The 15962-nt window shown below is 70.1% G+C and carries 12 protein-coding genes, 1 tRNA gene and 1 pseudogene; 6 read left to right on the forward strand and 8 right to left on the reverse strand.

The features are described from left to right. The first annotated feature begins 19 nt into the window (after window positions 1-19). Both ACZ6ZQ_RS09540 and ACZ6ZQ_RS09545 read left to right on the forward strand, forming a co-directional pair. A complete protein-coding gene (locus ACZ6ZQ_RS09540) occupies window positions 20-646 on the forward strand; it encodes a TetR-like C-terminal domain-containing protein (RefSeq protein WP_469767988.1) in 627 nt (208 codons plus the stop codon). 25 nt (window positions 647-671) lie between these two features. Continuing rightward, entirely contained in the window at window positions 672-1007 is a 336-nt protein-coding gene (locus tag ACZ6ZQ_RS09545; protein WP_469767989.1) for a hypothetical protein, read from the forward strand. A 120-nt stretch (window positions 1008-1127) separates the two neighbouring features. Here ACZ6ZQ_RS09545 and ACZ6ZQ_RS09550 read toward each other — a convergent pair whose 3' ends face one another. Both ACZ6ZQ_RS09550 and ACZ6ZQ_RS09555 read right to left on the reverse strand, forming a co-directional pair. Next, window positions 1128-1712 carry an HD domain-containing protein gene (locus tag ACZ6ZQ_RS09550; protein ID WP_469767990.1) on the reverse strand — a complete coding sequence of 195 codons (585 nt, stop codon included), beginning with the start codon at window positions 1710-1712 and terminating at the stop codon, window positions 1128-1130. A gap of 13 nt (window positions 1713-1725) precedes the next feature. Further along, window positions 1726-2838 carry a helix-turn-helix domain-containing protein gene (locus tag ACZ6ZQ_RS09555; RefSeq protein ID WP_469767991.1) on the reverse strand — a complete coding sequence of 371 codons (1113 nt, stop codon included), beginning with the start codon at window positions 2836-2838 and terminating at the stop codon, window positions 1726-1728. A 204-nt stretch (window positions 2839-3042) separates the two neighbouring features. Here ACZ6ZQ_RS09555 and ACZ6ZQ_RS09560 point away from each other — a divergent pair, with 204 nt between their 5' ends. The 4 genes from ACZ6ZQ_RS09560 to ACZ6ZQ_RS09575 all read left to right on the forward strand — a co-directional run bounded on the left by ACZ6ZQ_RS09560 (window position 3043) and on the right by ACZ6ZQ_RS09575 (window position 4012). Further along, window positions 3043-3186: a hypothetical protein gene (locus ACZ6ZQ_RS09560; RefSeq protein WP_469767992.1), complete on the forward strand. Its 144-nt coding sequence runs from the start codon at window positions 3043-3045 to the stop codon at window positions 3184-3186. Next, window positions 3183-3359 carry a hypothetical protein gene (locus ACZ6ZQ_RS09565; protein ID WP_469767993.1) on the forward strand — a complete coding sequence of 59 codons (177 nt, stop codon included), beginning with the start codon at window positions 3183-3185 and terminating at the stop codon, window positions 3357-3359. Before ACZ6ZQ_RS09560 ends, ACZ6ZQ_RS09565 begins: the two co-directional genes overlap by 4 nt. Window positions 3360-3494: 135 nt before the next feature. Further along, on the forward strand, window positions 3495-3833 hold the full coding sequence (locus ACZ6ZQ_RS09570) for a DUF397 domain-containing protein (RefSeq protein WP_469767994.1): 339 nt from the start codon (window positions 3495-3497) through the stop codon (window positions 3831-3833). Between the two features lie 2 nt (window positions 3834-3835). Next, window positions 3836-4012 (forward strand): hypothetical protein, encoded by a 177-nt coding sequence (locus ACZ6ZQ_RS09575; protein ID WP_469767995.1) that lies wholly within the window; start codon window positions 3836-3838, stop codon window positions 4010-4012. 169 nt (window positions 4013-4181) lie between these two features. Here ACZ6ZQ_RS09575 and ACZ6ZQ_RS09580 read toward each other — a convergent pair. The 6 genes and pseudogenes from ACZ6ZQ_RS09580 to ACZ6ZQ_RS09605 form a co-directional block, all read right to left on the reverse strand. Then, window positions 4182-4254 (reverse strand) — tRNA-Lys (locus ACZ6ZQ_RS09580). 201 nt (window positions 4255-4455) lie between these two features. Beyond that, a complete protein-coding gene (locus ACZ6ZQ_RS09585) occupies window positions 4456-6615 on the reverse strand; it encodes an FG-GAP repeat domain-containing protein (RefSeq protein ID WP_469767996.1) in 2160 nt (719 codons plus the stop codon). 87 nt (window positions 6616-6702) lie between these two features. Continuing rightward, window positions 6703-8286 carry an FG-GAP-like repeat-containing protein gene (locus ACZ6ZQ_RS09590; RefSeq protein WP_469767997.1) on the reverse strand — a complete coding sequence of 528 codons (1584 nt, stop codon included), beginning with the start codon at window positions 8284-8286 and terminating at the stop codon, window positions 6703-6705. A gap of 149 nt (window positions 8287-8435) precedes the next feature. Beyond that, window positions 8436-11627 carry an FG-GAP repeat domain-containing protein gene (locus ACZ6ZQ_RS09595; protein WP_469767998.1) on the reverse strand — a complete coding sequence of 1064 codons (3192 nt, stop codon included), beginning with the start codon at window positions 11625-11627 and terminating at the stop codon, window positions 8436-8438. Window positions 11628-11853: 226 nt separating this feature from the next. Further along, window positions 11854-15105, reverse strand: a complete 3252-nt coding sequence (locus ACZ6ZQ_RS09600; RefSeq protein WP_469767999.1) for an FG-GAP-like repeat-containing protein — start codon at window positions 15103-15105, stop codon at window positions 11854-11856. Between the two features lie 225 nt (window positions 15106-15330). Then, window positions 15331-15962 (reverse strand): annotated as a pseudogene (locus ACZ6ZQ_RS09605) (DEAD/DEAH box helicase); the annotation flags it as partial.

Here is a 15962-nt window from a genome sequence, read left to right on the forward strand (position 1 = left end):
TGATGGACGGAGACGGCGTATGGCTCGTGCCGGACTCAGCACCGACCGCGTGGTCGCGGCCGCGGCGGATCTCGCCGACGAGGCCGGGTTCGAGAACGTGACGGTGTCCGCGCTGGCCCGGCACTTCGGCGTCAAGGACGCGAGCCTCTACTCGCACGTGAAGAGCGTGTCGGAGCTGCGGACCCGGGTCGCCCTCCTCGCCACCCGCGACTTCGCCGACCGCATCTCGGCGGCGGTCGCGGGGCGGGCGGGCAAGGACGCCCTGACCGCGTTCGCCGACGCCTACCGCACGTTCGTCCTGGAACACCCCGGACGCTACGCCGCGACGCAGAGCCGCCTCGACCAGTCGGCCCTCGACGCGTCATCACCGGACCTCGCGTCCGGGCCGCGCCGCCTCATCGAGTCCACCTACGCGATGATGCGCGCGTACCGGCTGTCCGAGCCGGACCTGACCGACGCGGTACGGCTGTTGCGCAGCACGTTTCACGGCTACAGCAGCCTGGAGGCGAGCGGGGGGTTCCGGGCGGCCCGTGACGTACAGGCGTCATGGGACCGGACGATCGAGGCGCTCCACGTCCTGCTGGCGCACTGGCCGTCCTCCGCCGGCGACAAAGCTTCGTCGCCGGCGTGCCACGATGCTCCTTGAACATCACGTACATCCTGGGGGAACGATGCGCCGCAACACCCTTGCCGTCGCCATGACCACCGTCGCTGCCACTGCCGCCGCCACCGCCTTGCTGACCGCCTGTGGCAGCGGCCCCGAGCCCGATCCCGCCGCCTGCAAGAAGGCCCTCACGGCTCAGCTGGAGAAGTCCGCGACGACAGCCGGGCGGCCGGCAGCCTGCGACGGTCTCGACGACAAGACCTTCGAACGCGTCACCGGCGACGCCCGGTCCGACCACCGCGAGCGCGAAAAGGCGGTCGACGACATCGAGGGCTCCATCGCCGACACCCAGAAGGAAGCCGACGAGGCGAACGCGGGCACGGCCGGCACGCCGAGCCCGTGAGCCGGGCCGGGTGGCGTACACAGCCTCCCTGGCACTCGATCCGTATCGCCGCCAATAGCCATGACACGACGCGCCCCCTGCCCGATCCCTCACGGGGTCGGGCAAGGGGCGCTTGTGCGTTCAGGCTCCCGGCTTCTCGCCCAGAGCGGCACGCAGCCAGTCCAACGGCCCCTGGCTCAGCAACTCGTCCGCCAGCCGCCGGCCGGTCTCCGTGACGATGCGGCCCCGACTGTTGTCGATCCACCGCTGGGCACTCTCATACCCCTGGGCCTTGTACTCGAGGCCCTGGAGCATGCACTCCAGCTTGTCCGCGTCCCGCGCGCAGATCGCCTCGGGCGACTCCTTGGCCTCGTACTCCGCGACCAACTCCCGTACCGTCGCCGCCAACTGCTCGGGCATACCGGCCACCTGGTCCGCCGTGACCACCTGCGGGTCCGCCTCCGTGGAGTACTTCTTCCCCAGGTAGTTCACGTCGCCCGTGCGCGTCTCCTGCGAGTCGTGCCACACGGCCAGGAGAGCGGCGCGAGCCGGATCGGCGCCCTCCAGCTTGGCGATGATCGACGCGATCAGCGAAGTGCGCCAAGCGTGCTCGGCAACGGACTCCGGGTCGCGCACCCCAGCCATCCACCAGCCCGTGCGACGCGTGTGCTTGAGCGTGCCCGCCTCGTACAGGAAGTGCGCCACCGCGGACAGGTCGTCAGCCACAGCTGGTCTCCTCTCACGCCTCGGAAAGGCGGATCGCGTACCGGATGTTCTCGAGCTCACGGCGGGCTCTCGCCGACAGCTTGCCGCTATCCAACATCACGGGGATTCGATCACGTAAGGCGCGGCCGGCTCCGCTGGACCGGAGGAGGTTCGGCCGAGCCGCAAGGAGAGTCCACAGGGTATGGACATTGAGATCGAAGAACCCGTGCTCAGGGCTGAGGCCGCGCACCAGGTGGAGCAACAGCCTGTCGCCCGGCCAATTGCGTGGGTCTTCGGTCGCGATGAACTCGTCCGACAGTTGCACATGCGGTGCCTCGCCGATCCAGTACGCCCAGTAGGTGAGGTTCGCGGCCTCGCTCGCGTCGTCGCCGTCGAGGCTGCCGATGAAGTACGCCATGCGGTCGCGATCCCCTTGCCGCGCCGCGACGGCGGCCACGGAGCGGGCGTTGAGCCACTGGGTCAGCCAGTCGTCGGGGCGGTCCGTGCGCTGCTGGTGGGCAAGCCACTCGCCGGTATCCGGAGCGGAGTCGTACCCGGCCAGATAGAGGGCCTGGCGGCGGAGCAGGAAGTGGTCGGCGCCACGGGCGGTCTCGGCGGTCCGCCGCATGCGTGAGAAGAACCGACAGCGGTCGCCAGCTGGCAGCTCGGGGCCTTTGGGTACCGGGCCCCGGCGCGGCCTGGAGGGCTCAGGCAGGTCACGTAGGGGGGTGGGAGCAAGCCCGTTGAGAGGCCAGGTGAGTACCTCGACCAGGTCGCGCTGCATCACCCACGCGCCGAGCGGGTCCTCGTCGGCAGGTGTCTCCTCGCCCAGTGCGCTGGACAGCAGCACGTCGGCCTCCATCGCTCGCTCGAGGGCGAGGAGGAGCGTGGGCGCTGCGCCGAGCTGGAGCAGCCGGTGACGGTGGAGAAGCATCTGCCCCACCGGTAGGGCGGTTAGGGGGCGGCGGCCGGACTCCCACCCGGCGAGCGTGTCGGCGGCAACGCGCATGCGCTCGGCGAGACCTTCCTGGGTGAAGCCGAGTTGCTCGCGGACCAGGCGCAGAACGTAGCCGGAGACGATGCCGCTGCGCTGGCGCGCGGCTGTTCCCTGACTGTCGGTCGGGGTGGATCGCTTACTACTGCCCATGGCGCTCCCCTTGGCCCGTCAGCAGCGGAGGGATACCCGTACCCGCAGTCACTACTTCCGGAGTGCTCCGCTTTCTACCGTCGTAGTCAGTGACAGCGAGCAACTCAGCGTAGTCGAGGGACTCACTCCGTGAATGCCAATGTGCAGAGTTCGACCCCGGTGCTCCCTCCGATTGGGAGCCTCACCCAGCGTCAACAGCGAGGTATGGACTGCGTCCACTGCGGCATCGTCCTCACTGCCGCCATCGCGGTCGAGGTCGAGGGTGAGCACTACTTCCGCCGCGCCGGCATGCGCACCCGCTGGTACCCGCGACGCTGCCGCAACTGCCCGAAGGAGGGGCAGGCGTGAGCGAGAAGACGCTGCCGTACACCACGGAGGACCGTGTAGTGATCCCCTGCTACTGCTGGATCAAGAAGCCCGGCACATGGACCCGCTGCACCGAGAACCCCGGCCACCAGGGCGACCACTACAGCTGGGTCACGCGGCAGTCGTGGCGGAACCGCGGTCCGGAACCCCAGTGAGCTCCCGCCCGCTGCCGTTGCGGCGGCTTGGGCAGCGGGCGGGTCGCAAGACACCCGCCTCCGCACCCCCAACCCTGGACAGGTCGAGTGCGGAGGCGGGTTCCACATCCACACCCATATCAGGAGGCACCAGCCGTGGGAACCATCAGCAACGGCCGGACGAAGAAGGCCTACGAGAACCTGACCGCCCCCGGTCTGGACTGGCGCAAGTCGAGCCGGACGGACCTGGACCCGATCCTGAAGGACTGCGTCATCCTGGCCGAGGCGCCGGACGCCAAGGACCACCCTCACCCGCACATCCCGGACGGCACCCGCATGGTGGCCCTGTCCGACGACAAGGACCCGGCGGGCCCGGTCCTGTACTTCACCCGCGCGGAGATCGGGAAGTTCTTCGAGGGCGTGAAGGCCGGCGAGTTCGACGACCTCATGCCCACACACGGAGAGACGGTGCAAGCCGCCGCCGTGGCCAGCTGACCATGAACGCGCAGCAGGTCAACGCGGCATTCGCGCACGTACAGAAGCAGTACAACCGCACCCCCTGCCGGGAGTGCCGAGGCCGCAACACCGTCGCTCTGATCTGCGAGAGTGCGGTCGTCGTCTCGTGCGAGGACTGTGGCGGAGCCACCCGCAAGGGCCAGCTCGTTCACCACTGACCACCGCCCCAAGGCCGCCCCGGCCCGCCGTCCCCCGTCGGCGAGCCGGGGCTTCTTCGTGTCTTGATCGTTGACGCTTCGGCTGAGCATTGACTGAGCATCCGCCGAATTTCGCCCCCGAAACGAGATCGACCCCAGGTCAGAGGTGCTCTGACCTGGGGTTCTACGGTAGGCCGTGTGGGACTCGAACCCACAACCAACGGATTAAAAGTCCGCTGCTCTGCCAATTGAGCTAACGGCCCTCGGCGAGTCATCCCTGAGCATAGCCGGACGACGCCCGGCATCCGATCGGGTATCGGGTGCAGGGCGTCGTCCACCGGGTTCCCGGTGGTGTCACAGGCCGGGATACAGACGGGCGGGGCCGGTTCCACGGACCCTCGCAGGTCGCCGGGGAGTACCGCGCGTCCTCCCCGCGCCCACCCCGCGTCGCCCGCCGAGGCCCGTCAGAACAGCGAACGGTAGTTCTGCCACCCCGTTCCCACCGTCACCGTCGCGCCGAACGAACCCTTGCCGTCGCCCTTGTTGCGGAGCAGCTTGCCGTTCGTGTCGCGGGAGAGGAGGTCCGGGAAGCCGTCGCCGGTGACGTCGCCGACCACGAGGATCTCCCTGCGGCCGGCTCCCCAGTCGCTGAAGACCAGCTTGCGCGGCTTGAACGTGCCCGTGCCCGTGCCGTCGTAGCGCCACACCTCGCCGCCCGCGTCCCGGGCCAGGAGATCGCCGTGGCCGTCGCCCGTCAGATCGGCGGCGCCCATGATGGTCCAGCCCTTCCAGCCGGAGCCGACCTTCACGGCCGGGTCGAGGCCGGCGCGGCTGTTGCCGCGGTAGAGGAAGAGGATGCCGGTGGAGGCCTGCCGGGCGAACAGGTCGGGGCGGCCGTCGCCGGTGAAGTCGGGCGAGTAGGTGATGGCGTCGAAGCCCTGCCAGCCCTTGCCCATCAGGTGGTGCGGACGGGTGGGGTCGATCGGGTTGGTGCCGGGAGCCCGGTAGAGATTGCCGTCGGGGGTGCGCAGGAGCACATCGCTGCGGGGCTCGTCCCCGGTGTTTGAGCCGTACGGAATGATGAGCGTACGCGGGTCCCAGCCCGTCGTCGCCCAGGAGCGGGTGCCTCCCGCGAGGTGGTGGACGGCGGCCTTGCCCGTGGTCGTCATCGAGTAGAACTCGCCGTAGCCGTCGTTGCTGGAGTCGCGGTACGCGGCCCACCCGTCGACGAGCCGGAGCGTGCCCTCCCGCCGCGCCAGCTCGGCCGCGCCGTCCGCCGGCCGCGCGCCCACGGTCCACGAGTACGCCCCGCTGACCGGCCACTTCGGGTACATGGCCGACTCGTCCCAGGTGGCCCGTACGAGCGCCCCGGTGCGTTCCGTGCTGGTGCCCTCGTCGAACAGTCGCCCGTAGGCATCCCTGACCGCGAAGGTACGGGACGCGGTCGGCCGGCTCATCCGCCACTCGCCCCGCCACGGCCATCGCAGAGCGCTGACCGACGGCTGGGTGGTGGAGTGGACCACGGTGAGCGGGCTGCGCGGCACGGTCACGGGCTTGACGTGGATACGGCCCGAGGTGTCCACGAACGCCACATGGCCCCCGTACCGGTCGACGCTCCACGTACTCAGTCCATTCACGGCGTCACTGGCGAACGTGCTGGTCAGCGGCGCACTGCCGGCTCCCTTGTGGAAGTCGGTGAGCAGCAGCGACCCGCCCACCTGGGCGTGTTCGAACCGCACGAGGAAGCCGTCGCCGAGCTGTGTGTCGTGGCTGAAGGGGACCGTGATGTTCTTGCCGGCCGCGTGGTCCCAGACACCGGCCTTCTGCCCGACTCTGCAGTTCCAGTACAGCCAGCGGCCGACGGACTGCAGCTCGTCGGGGCGGCAGCCGGAACCGAGGTTCACCTCGGGCGAGTTGACCTTCGTCTCCACGTCGTACGAGCTGACCGTGCCGGCGCTCGTTCCCGGCTTCCAGATCTTCGAACCCCAGATCGCGACCGCGGTGCTCGACCGGGTGTGGACCACGGGAGGGCCGTCCTGACGGGCGATGTTCACGATGTACTGCTTGCCGGTGTTCGGCTCGTCCACGGCGGCGTACGCACCGTCCACGGCTCTCACAGCCTGGAAGGTGTTGAGCATCCCGACGGAGTGGACCTTCTGCACGTTCGGCTGCTCGACGTCGACCACGGTGTGGCTGTAGGGCACCGGATTCGTGAACACGAACTGGCCGTCGCCGGTACCCCGCAACTCGGTCGGGAAATCCCTGCATTCGTCTCTGGGGTCACCCGGAGGACAGGGGTACTCGTCCCAGACATCGGACGCGATCGTCTTGCGCGGACCCGCCTCCGGAGTGCCGGTGACCGCGAGGTCGTACAGGTAGAGCCCGCGTTCGCGCTGCGGGTCGACGCGCGCCGCCACGGCTAGCTGGCCCGCCGCGAGCGCGATCCGCTCGGGAGAAGCGGGCTCGCCCTGGTACGTGCCGAGGTCGATGACGACCTCCTGCAGCTCCTCCGCCGTGGTGGCGGCCACCGCCGGTGGAGTGAACCCGAGGCCGCCGGCAACGAGTGCGACGGCGGCCCCGGCCGCGAGCGACGTACGTCTGCAGGTGTTCCTGCCGGTGGTCATGCCCAGCCCCCTGTTGGATGCCCCATCATCGTCCTGGAAGCTTTGACCACCGGGACCCGCTCGTGGTTGTACAGCTTTGAATGATTGTCAGGACAGGTAGGTGTACCGCTTCCAGTACTTGTCCGTGATCTGCTTCGCCCCGAAGAAGCTGCCCACGTGGTTCGCGTTGTACAGGTAGGCGGCTCCCCACGGCGTACGGGCGATGACGTCCTGGCGGCCGTCCCGGTCGAAGTCGCCCGACGCGACGACGGTGTTGAAGGAGTTCCAGCCCGCCCCGGCCTTGATGCGGGGCAGGAATCCGCCGCGGCCGTTGCCCGGGTACAGCCACAGATCACCCTTGCCGTCACGGGCGAGGAGGTCGGGGCGTGCGTCCCCGGACAGATCGCCACGGCCCGTGATCACGGTGAACTGGCCCCAGCCGACGCCGATCTTCACCCGTGCACCGAGCCCGCCGGATCCCGTCCCGGGGTGCATCCACAGGTACCCGGAGGCGTCCCGGCCGACGACGTCCGGCTGGCCGTCACCGGACAGATCACGGACGGCGAGGAGACGGTTGTAGCGGCTCCAGCCCGTACCGAGGCTGACCCGGGTGCCGGGCTCGAGGTTCTCGTTGACCGGGATCCGGTAGAGAGTGCCGCCCGGTGTGCGGCCGAGCAGGTCGGCGTAGCCGTTGCGGTTGAAGTCGCCGGCCTGGAGCAGCAGGTTGTACTCGTCCTCGAAGAGCTGGCCGGTGCCGTTGACCGGGTCCTTCGTGTACGGCCCGGACTGCAGCAGGTCGAAGATGCCGGGCCCGGGCTCGCGGCCGAGCACCGAACCGGTGGTCCAGTGGTCGAGGTCGACGTCCCTGGTCCACCCCTCGATCACCGGACGGTACGTCGGCACCGCGGTGTAGAGCCGGAAGCCGTCCCGCACGCACGCGGCGGCCCCGGTCGCGGAGAACGCCACCAGCTTGCCGCCTGCCACGAGAGCGCCGCCGGAGTCCCCGGTGCACTGCTCCTTCGGGTCGGGCGTCGCTGTGCCGGGCGCGGCCGAGGTGCAGATCATCCCGGGCGGCAGGCTGCTGCCCAGCCCGAGCGCGGCGGCGCAGTCGGCGCTGCGGCGCACCACGACCTGCTCGGTGTGCTTGACGCGCTGCTCGGACGCACCGGCCGGAGCCGCCCACGAGTAGAACGTCGCGGGCTTCCCCACCGCATAGAGGACGGTGTCCGCCGATCCGGCGAGGACCGGCTTCCCGTACCGGGAAGGTTCGACGTGACTGTCGACGAGGACACCGACACCGGCCTGGCGGGTGGTCGCGTCGAACTGCGGGTGGGTGCGGTAGTCGGGCCTGTTGGTGCCGCTCTCGATCTGGCCGGTGGCCAGGTTGTAGTCATACGCGAAGTCCGTGTCGGACCGGCCCGTGAAACAGTCCGGCGCCGCGAGGGTCCGGGTGGCCGAGAGGACGATTCCGGTGCAGGCACGTGTCGTGCCGTTGCCCGCGAAGGACAGCGGGATGAGCCACGAGGGGGTCGCGGGCGCGGCGGCGCGGGGTGTCGCGGGCGCAGCGGCCCGGGGCGTCGCGACGGCCGCCGCCTGGGCGGTACCGGTCACCCCGGCCAGCAGCCCGCCCGCGAGCGCGGTCGCGGTGAGCAGGCCGACCGCGGCGTGCCGTGGGGTCTTGGTCGTTCTCATGAGTGGGTCTCGTTTCCGGTCAGGAGTCGGAAGGCGGGCTGCGGGGCGGGAGGAACCCGAGGGGCAAGAGCGCTCGAGGGGCGGGAGGCCCTGCGGGGCTGTCAGGGGACGGCCGGCCGGCGCCCGCTGCACGCGAGAAACCGGTCGCATCAGTAGATGCCTCCGTCGTAGCGCTGCCAGCCGGTCCCGATCTGGACCGTGCTCCCGAATGAGCCCTTGCCGTCACCGCTGTTGCGGAGCAGCTTGCCGTTGGTGTCACGGGAGACGAGGTCGTTCCTGCCGTCCCCGGTGATGTCGCCGACGCCGACGAACGCGTTGCGCCCGGCGCCCCAGTTGTTGCCGAAGACGAGGACGCGGGCTTTCAGGCCGCCCGCGGCTGTGCCGTCGTACCGCCACAGCCAATTTGCCTTGTCGACCGCCAGGATGTCGCCGATGCCGTCGCCGTTCAGATCGCCCGCACCGATGATCGCCCGGTAGGCGGTCCACTTGCTGCCGATCTTGACCGGTGCGCTCAGGCCACCCGCTCCGTTGTCGGCGTACCGGTACAGATCGCCTGTGGAACGCTGCCGCGCCACCAGATCGACCCGGCCGTCGCCAGTCAGATCGCCGGGGCTGGTCACCACGTCGAACTGCCCGAACCCGGCACCGATCCTCGCCTTGGGGCCCGAGGTGCTGGGGACGCCGTTGCACTGGACTCCGTAGCGGTGGACGTCCCCGGTGGTGTTGCGGACGAGCACGTCGTTGCATCCGTCGCCGTCCATGTCACCGAACGGCACCACGCCGTTGACGGTGGTCCAGCCGCTCGACGACTGGAGGTACGCGCCGCTGTAGTTGCCCGCGTAGAGCCCCTGGTGAGCGGCGAGTGCGCCACCTCGCAGGGTGAACAGCTCAGGCACGCCATCACTGTTGTAATCCCGGAAGGGGGTGTTCCCTCCGGCGACGGTGACGGTACCTGTACTCACCGTCCGGCTGCCGGTGCCATCTCCTGGATCGGCGCTCAGCATCCACGTGTACTTGCCGCTGAACACCATCTTTCCGTCGTCACCCTTGCCGTCCCAGGCGACGGTGACCTGCGCACCGCTCCGGTCCGTGCTGGTGGTCTTCTTCGCGACGCGGCCCGAGGAGTCGGTGAAGGCGAGGGTCCAGCGGGCCACGGGCCGGGTGAGCAGCCACGTTCCCTTCCAGGTGTTGCGGCGGCCTGCGGTGTTCGGCGTGAAGTTGATGGCGGCCGCGGTCGTCGAGTCGGCAATGCCGGTCGGAGTGCGCGGCACGGTCACCGGCTTGATGCGGATGCGCTTCTGGGCGTCCACGTACGCGACGTGGCCGCCGTACTTGTCCACGGTCCAGGAGAACCGCCGACCGGAGACGGTCCCTCCTCCGGCCGGCACATCGGCGAACTCGGTCGTCGTCGCGGACGTACCACCACCGGAGTGGACGTCCGTCAGCATCAGCTTGCCCGCGGCAGTGTCCCGACGGACCACGAAACCGTCCCCGAGGAGGGCCTCGCCCGACGGAACGACAGTGCTCTTACGGGTCTTCTGGTCCCACACCCCTGCCTTGCCGGTGGGTCCGCACGACCAGTAGATCCAGCGCCCCAGCGCCTGGAGGTCGACCGGAACGCATCCCGAGCCGATGGCCAGATCCGCCGAGCGCTTCTTCGACTTGAGGTCGTACCAGCTGACCGTCCCCGTGGCCGTGCCGGGCTGCCAGAGTGTCGTGCCCCACACAGCCGCGGCCGTCGCAGGACGGGTCAGGAGCACGTTGTTGTCCGCGTACTGCTCGAAGTCGCCGATGTACTGTTTCGGCGCGGCGCCATCCACCTCGTTGCTCACCGTGTACCGGCCCTGTCCGTCCACGAGGGTCGAGCGCTTGTCGAAGAGCACCGACTTACCGGTGTTGGCGCCCGTCGTCACCCACACGCTGAACGGCCACATCACGGCGGTGTACCCGTCGCCCAGAGACTGCACGCCCGGGACGGCTCCTGCGGAGAGGCTCAACACCCGTCGGCGCTCTCCGACCGCGGGTGTCCCCTGGATCGCCACGTCGCGCTCGTACAGGGACTTGTCCACGTTGCTGTCGTTCCGGCTCACGTAGCTGAGCTTGCCGGCGCCGAGGGCCAGCGACTCAGGAGCCACAGGTACCGGGGGTACCTCATGCAGTCGCGTGATCTCCGGGGTTCCGTCCGGACCGGCCGTGATCCGGTGCACGGCCCAGTCACTGGCCCTGGTGCCGCCGACGGCGACGGCGCTGCCGTCGGGAGCGGACTCCAGTTGGGAGGCGGCGTACGGCAGCAGATCCCGCACCGGGCCACCGCCCACCGGGATCGACTGCAGCTTGTGCCCCGGCACCTCGTCGGCCAGCTGGCTGGGGATGTTCCTGCGGAAGACGATGTGGTCACCGACGGCGCGGAAGACCCCCGTCGTGTACTCCCCCTCGGACGGCGCCGGCAGGGTGGTCACCACGGGCGTCGCCGATGGGTTGTCGCGCGGGACAGTGAATATGCGCCCGGTACCGTCGCTCGGGACGCCCAGCACGTACTCTCCGCTGACGTAGAGGGCTTGGCCCACCATCTCGGGAGCAAGTCTGTGCAGAGTCGCGGACTCGAGGTCCAGGACGTAGCGACGGTTGGCGCCATCGGCAGCACGCAGGTCGACGACGGAACTCCGGGAGTCGTGAAGGCTGGGCGTCGAGTAACTGCTCGTACCGGACGGGAAGCCCTCGACCACTCGTTCCTCGGTCTGTCCTTCGACCGACCTCAGGACGCTCATGCCGGTGATGGCACCGTCCGTGCGCCGGACGACGGCGACCGAATCGGCGCTGTACCCGACGTGGACGGCGTTCGCGGGGACGTCCACTTCCGTGACGGAGCCGTCGCCCAGATCGTGGATGGTCGCGGTACGGGGCTCGGTCGTCAGGCCGGGGCTGAACGTGATGCGCAGGCCCGAATGGGAAAATCCGTAACCCCGCACGGTGACCGGGCTCGTTCGCCCAGAGGCGTAGTCGGTCCAGAGCAGGCCGCTCGTGCCCTCCTGGTAGTGCGCATATCCGGATGCACCGGCGTCCCGCAGGGTCTCGGAACGCGGGGCGAGCCGGGCGTCGGCAGGGATCACGGTCTCTTCGGCGACGGGCGCTTCGGCTGCCGCACCGTCCCGCACGTTCAGCGGTGTGAGCCACGACGGCACGGTTGCTGCCGCCGCAGCCGCGGGCTGAGCCACCGCTGAGGGCTGGGCGGCGTCGGCACCGCCGGTCGCCCCCACGACGAGGACTGTGGTGAGTACACCCGTGAGGATGCCGGTCGCGGTGAACGGTCTGTCCGGACGCAGCAGCGCACGACGCTTCAAAAGGTCCCCTCCCCAGGAGCCTGAAAGGCGAGAAGAGACACGGCAGCTCATAGCCGCAGAGACGTGCGGCCCACTGATCCCCTTGCCGTGCCCCCCAGCACAAGTGCGCGGATCGTAACAGTGGTTTCACTATCAACGGAAGCGGTTTCGAACCCGCTCAAAAATGGGTCCGGCCCGTGTCCCACCAGGAAACACGGACCGGATCCGCTCAAGCATCTGCCAAGGGTCAGAACAGGCCCTTGTACCCCTGCCACCCCGTCCCGATCTTCACGGTCGACCCGAAGGACCCAGCCCCGTTCCCGCTGTTGCGCAGCAGCTCACCCGCCGCGTTCCGCGACACCAGATCCGCCTTGCCGTCCCTGTTCAGGTCACCGACACCGACGAACACATTGCGGCCCGTGCCCCAGTTGTTCCCGAACACCAGAGCCCGCGGCTTCACCGCACCCGCCGCCGTACCGTCGTACCGCCACAGCGAATTGGCACCGTCCACCGCCAACAGCTCACCGATCCCGTCGCCGTTCAGATCCCCCGCACCGAAGACCGCCCGGTACAGCTTCCAGTTCGTGCCGATCCGGCCGCGCGCCTTCAGCTTCCCCGCACCGTCGTCCGCGTACAGATACATGTCCCCCGTCGACGCCTGCCGCGCCACCAGATCCGCACGGCCGTCACCCGTCAGGTCACCGGGCGACGTCAGCACGTTGAACTGACCCCACACCGTGCCCAGCGACGTGTACGGACTCGTCGGCGTCAGCGCCTTCCCACAACCCGGCCGGTACGCCCGCAGCTCACCACTCGCCAACCGCACCAGCACGTCATTGCACCGGTCACGGTTCAGGTCCCCGAACGGCACCGCCACGACCGACGTCGCCCAGCCGGAGCCCGTCGTGGCACCGGAGAAGCCGCCCGTCCCGTTCCCGTGCCGGTACGCGAACGCGCCCGAGGAGCTCAGCGAGACCAGGTCGCCCACACCGTCCGCGCCCGCCAGATCGCGGAACGCCGGCGGCGGCAGCTCGCCCACCACGTTCATGTCGCCCGAGGTGACCAGAGCGGCCCCGACGCCGTCGGCGGGCTGCGCGGTGAGCGTCCATCGGTAGGTGCCGCCCGGCACTGCCTTTCCGGCGCCGTCCTTGCCGTCCCAGGCCGCGTCGATCCGACCGCGGCCCTCGCCGCCGGACACGGTGCGGACGACCGCGCCGGTGTCCGCCCGCTTCACGGTGAGCTGCCAGCCGGCGGCCGGCTTGGAGAGCCACCACGTGCCGGTCCAGCGCGCGCCGGCCGCGGCCGGGTCGAACGTTCCGGTGGTCACCACGGAGTCGATCGCCGTGATCGCGGAGGCGGGGACGCCGGTGCGCACGATGCGCACCCGCTCGTCGGCGCCCGCGTACGCGACGTGTCCGCCGAAGCGGTCGACGGTCCAGCCGGCGCGCCGCACGATGGACTCTCCGAGGTCCGCGGCGCTCACCAGGGTGCGGTGCGGCACGTCGGCAGCCGCGCCGGAGACGGGAAGCCCGGCGTGCAGGTCGTAGAGCGTGAGTCCGGTGCCGTCGCCCCGGTGGACGAAGTAGCCGTCGCCCAGCAGGACGCTCCCGAGCGGCGCGGCGACGGCCCGCTTGGCCTGCCGGTCGTACACGCCCGACGCGTTGTCGCACTTCCAGTACACCCAGCGGCCCACGGCCTGGAGCTCCTGCGGGACGCACTTGTTGAGTGTGGTGAAGGACTCGCCGACGGTGCCCGACGGGAGGGTCTTCGAGGTGACCACACCCGTGTCCTTGGTGCCGCTCCAGAGGGTGGACCCCCATACGGCGGCCGCGACCTCCGTCCGCTTCTCCAGTACGGTCCCGGAGTCCGGCTTCTTGAACTCGACGACGGCCTGGGAGCCGCGGGCGGCCGGGCGGACCACGCCGAACCGGCCCGACAGGTCGGTCAGTTCGGGGCTCTGGAAACCGGTGGTGACGCGTGGGCCCCAGTTCGCCGCGCCGTTCTCGAACAGCATGGTGAGGTCGGACTCGGTGCCGTTCTCACGGCCGTGGAAGCCGTCACCGGTCGCCCACATCGTGACGCAGCGCTCGGCCAGCCCCCCGCCGGAGCAGTCGCTGTCGCGCCCGCTCAGCAGGCCGTCCACCGTGGTGCGGACGGCCTGCGGCTCACCCGTGGTGCTCAGCCAGGTGCTGCGGTACGCGCCGAGGTAGGTGAACGGCTGGAACAGCGTGCTGTCGTCGCCCGTGGTGAGGATGCCGCTGCCGAGGGAGAGACCGTAGATGTGCGCGGGCATGGGCTCGACCGTCGCGAGGCGGCGCGTCTCCAGGCCCCCGTCCGCCTTGGGCAGGATGCGGTGCACGGCCCAGTCGATGTCGCCCTGCGCAGCGGCGGAGGTCGCCCCGGCGATCAGGACGGAGCCGTCGGGAGCGACGGCGATCTGCTCGTCCGCCAGCTGCAACACCTCCTCGAGGCCGCCTTCGTCGGCGAGGCGCCACAGGGCCGTCCCCCGGTACTCGTTGCCTCCGGGGTTCTGCCGTTCGACCGCGAGGACGGAGCCGCCGACCATCGCGAAGGTCGCGTCGTACGTCATCGCGCTGGTCTCGACCGTGCGGATCACGGTGTCCGGGGCGGCACGGTCGAGGACATCGGCCTTGCCTCGCCCGGTACGCAGCCGCAGGATCGAGTCGCCGCCGAGCCGGAAGCCGTTCACCAGCCACGGCTCCTCGGGATCGGGGCGGTCCGGCAGGGGCTTCGCCACCGCCTCCGCCAGGTCCACGATCCGCCACCGCTGGTTCGGCACGTCGGGCTCCGTGTACCGGATGATCAGCGAGTCCGCGTCGCCGTCCTCGAGCCCTTGGAAAACGGCGCCCTCGGGGAATCCGGTGACGGGCGTGTCCGTGACCGTGCCGCCCTCGTACCGCAGCAGGTGGTAGCCGGTCGGCGCGCCACCCGGCTCACCGGTGCGGGTGAGGACGGTGTCGCCGAAGGTGCTCACGTACGACTGCCCCTCGGGCAGCACGATGTCGGCGAAGACGGCACCCGCGCCCTTCTGCAGCGTCACGTGCGGTGCGGGCGAGGCGGAGTGGAGGGCGACGGTGTCGGAGCCGGTGCCGTAGTAGCCGCCCTCGGCGATCGGAAGGCGCTGGAAGTGGTCCCAGTACCCCGTCTCGGGGTCGTAACGGGGCTTCTCGGGCAGCCGGGTGGCGAGCGGGGTCGCCGAGCCGGTCGCGTAGTCGATCCAGAGCAGCCGGTCGTCGTTCTCCTGCGCCAGAAGGTAGCCGGTCTCACCGGCGTTGAGGATCGAGGTGGCGCGCGGGGCGAAGCGCTTGCCCGGCGGCAGGACGGTCACGTCCTCGGCCGCCGCGGCCGAGGACGGTACGGCCGTCGCCTGCGGTGCCGTGATTCCGGATCCCGCCGCCGTCACTGTCGCCAGCGCCAGGACGAGAGCCGCTCGGGTACGGCCGTTTCCACGCACCCGGGCATTGCTCGTACGAGCCAAAGTGAGGTCCCTCCCCAGGACATGAGGCACGGGGCGAACGGCGTCTGCCTGCGCGGCGACGCACCTACGAGCGAGAGAGACCCCCAGCCAACCCCCGTGCGAGTGCGCCGACTTTAACACCGGCCTCACAAGCCACGAAAGGGGATTCGAACCTGTTCAAAGCGAACGGGCCCGTACGGCACCGAAGTGCGGTACGGGCCCGTTCGTCAGGCCTTTGGCTCAGCTTCAGCCGTTGCGCTTCCAGCGCGGCTTGTCGTCACGGCGCCCGCCGCCGAAGGAGCCGGAGCTCGAACCGCCACGGTGGTCGCGGTGGTCGTCACGGCGGCCGTACGGGCGGTCGTGGCCGCCGGAGCGGAAACCGCCGCCCGAGGGACGGTCGTCACGGCGGTCGCGGTTGAACGGGCGGTCGCTGCCACCGCGGTGGTCGCGACGCTCGAAGCCACGGTCGTTGTCCCGACGGAAACCGCCCGAGGGACGGTCGTCGCGGCGGTCGCGGTTGAACGGACGGTCGTTGTCACGGCGCTCGAAGGAACGGCCACCGCGGTCGTCACGACGGTCGTCACGACGCTGGAAGCCGCCACGGTCACCGTCCCGGCGGTCGTCACGACGGTCGTTGTCCCGACGGAAACCGCCCGACGGACGGTCGTCACGGCGGAAGCCGCCACGGTCGTTGTCACGACGGTCGTCACGACGCTGGAAGCCGCCACGGTCACCGTCCCGGCGGTCGTCACGACGGTCGTTGTCCCGACGGAAACCACCGGACGGACGGTCGTCACGGCGGAAGCCGCCACGGTCGTTGTCACGACGGTCGTCACGACGCTGGAAGCCGCCACGGTCACCACCGCGGTCGCGACGCT

The sequence above is a fragment of the Streptomyces sp. NPDC053673 genome (assembly GCF_055585225.1).

Bases quoted from the DNA above. Each gene is read 5' to 3' on its own strand.
- ACZ6ZQ_RS09575 (WP_469767995.1), top strand. From the start codon at position 3,836: ATGAACGCGCAGCAGGTCAACGCGGCATTCGCGCACGTACAGAAGCAG.
- ACZ6ZQ_RS09545 (WP_469767989.1), top strand. From the start codon at position 672: ATGCGCCGCAACACCCTTGCCGTCGCCATGACCACCGTCGCTGCCACT.
- ACZ6ZQ_RS09555 (WP_469767991.1), bottom strand. From the start codon at position 2,838: ATGGGCAGTAGTAAGCGATCCACCCCGACCGACAGTCAGGGAACAGCC.
- ACZ6ZQ_RS09585 (WP_469767996.1), bottom strand. From the start codon at position 6,615: ATGACCACCGGCAGGAACACCTGCAGACGTACGTCGCTCGCGGCCGGG.
- ACZ6ZQ_RS09560 (WP_469767992.1), top strand. From the start codon at position 3,043: ATGGACTGCGTCCACTGCGGCATCGTCCTCACTGCCGCCATCGCGGTC.
- ACZ6ZQ_RS09540 (WP_469767988.1), top strand. From the start codon at position 20: ATGGCTCGTGCCGGACTCAGCACCGACCGCGTGGTCGCGGCCGCGGCG.
- ACZ6ZQ_RS09590 (WP_469767997.1), bottom strand. From the start codon at position 8,286: ATGAGAACGACCAAGACCCCACGGCACGCCGCGGTCGGCCTGCTCACC.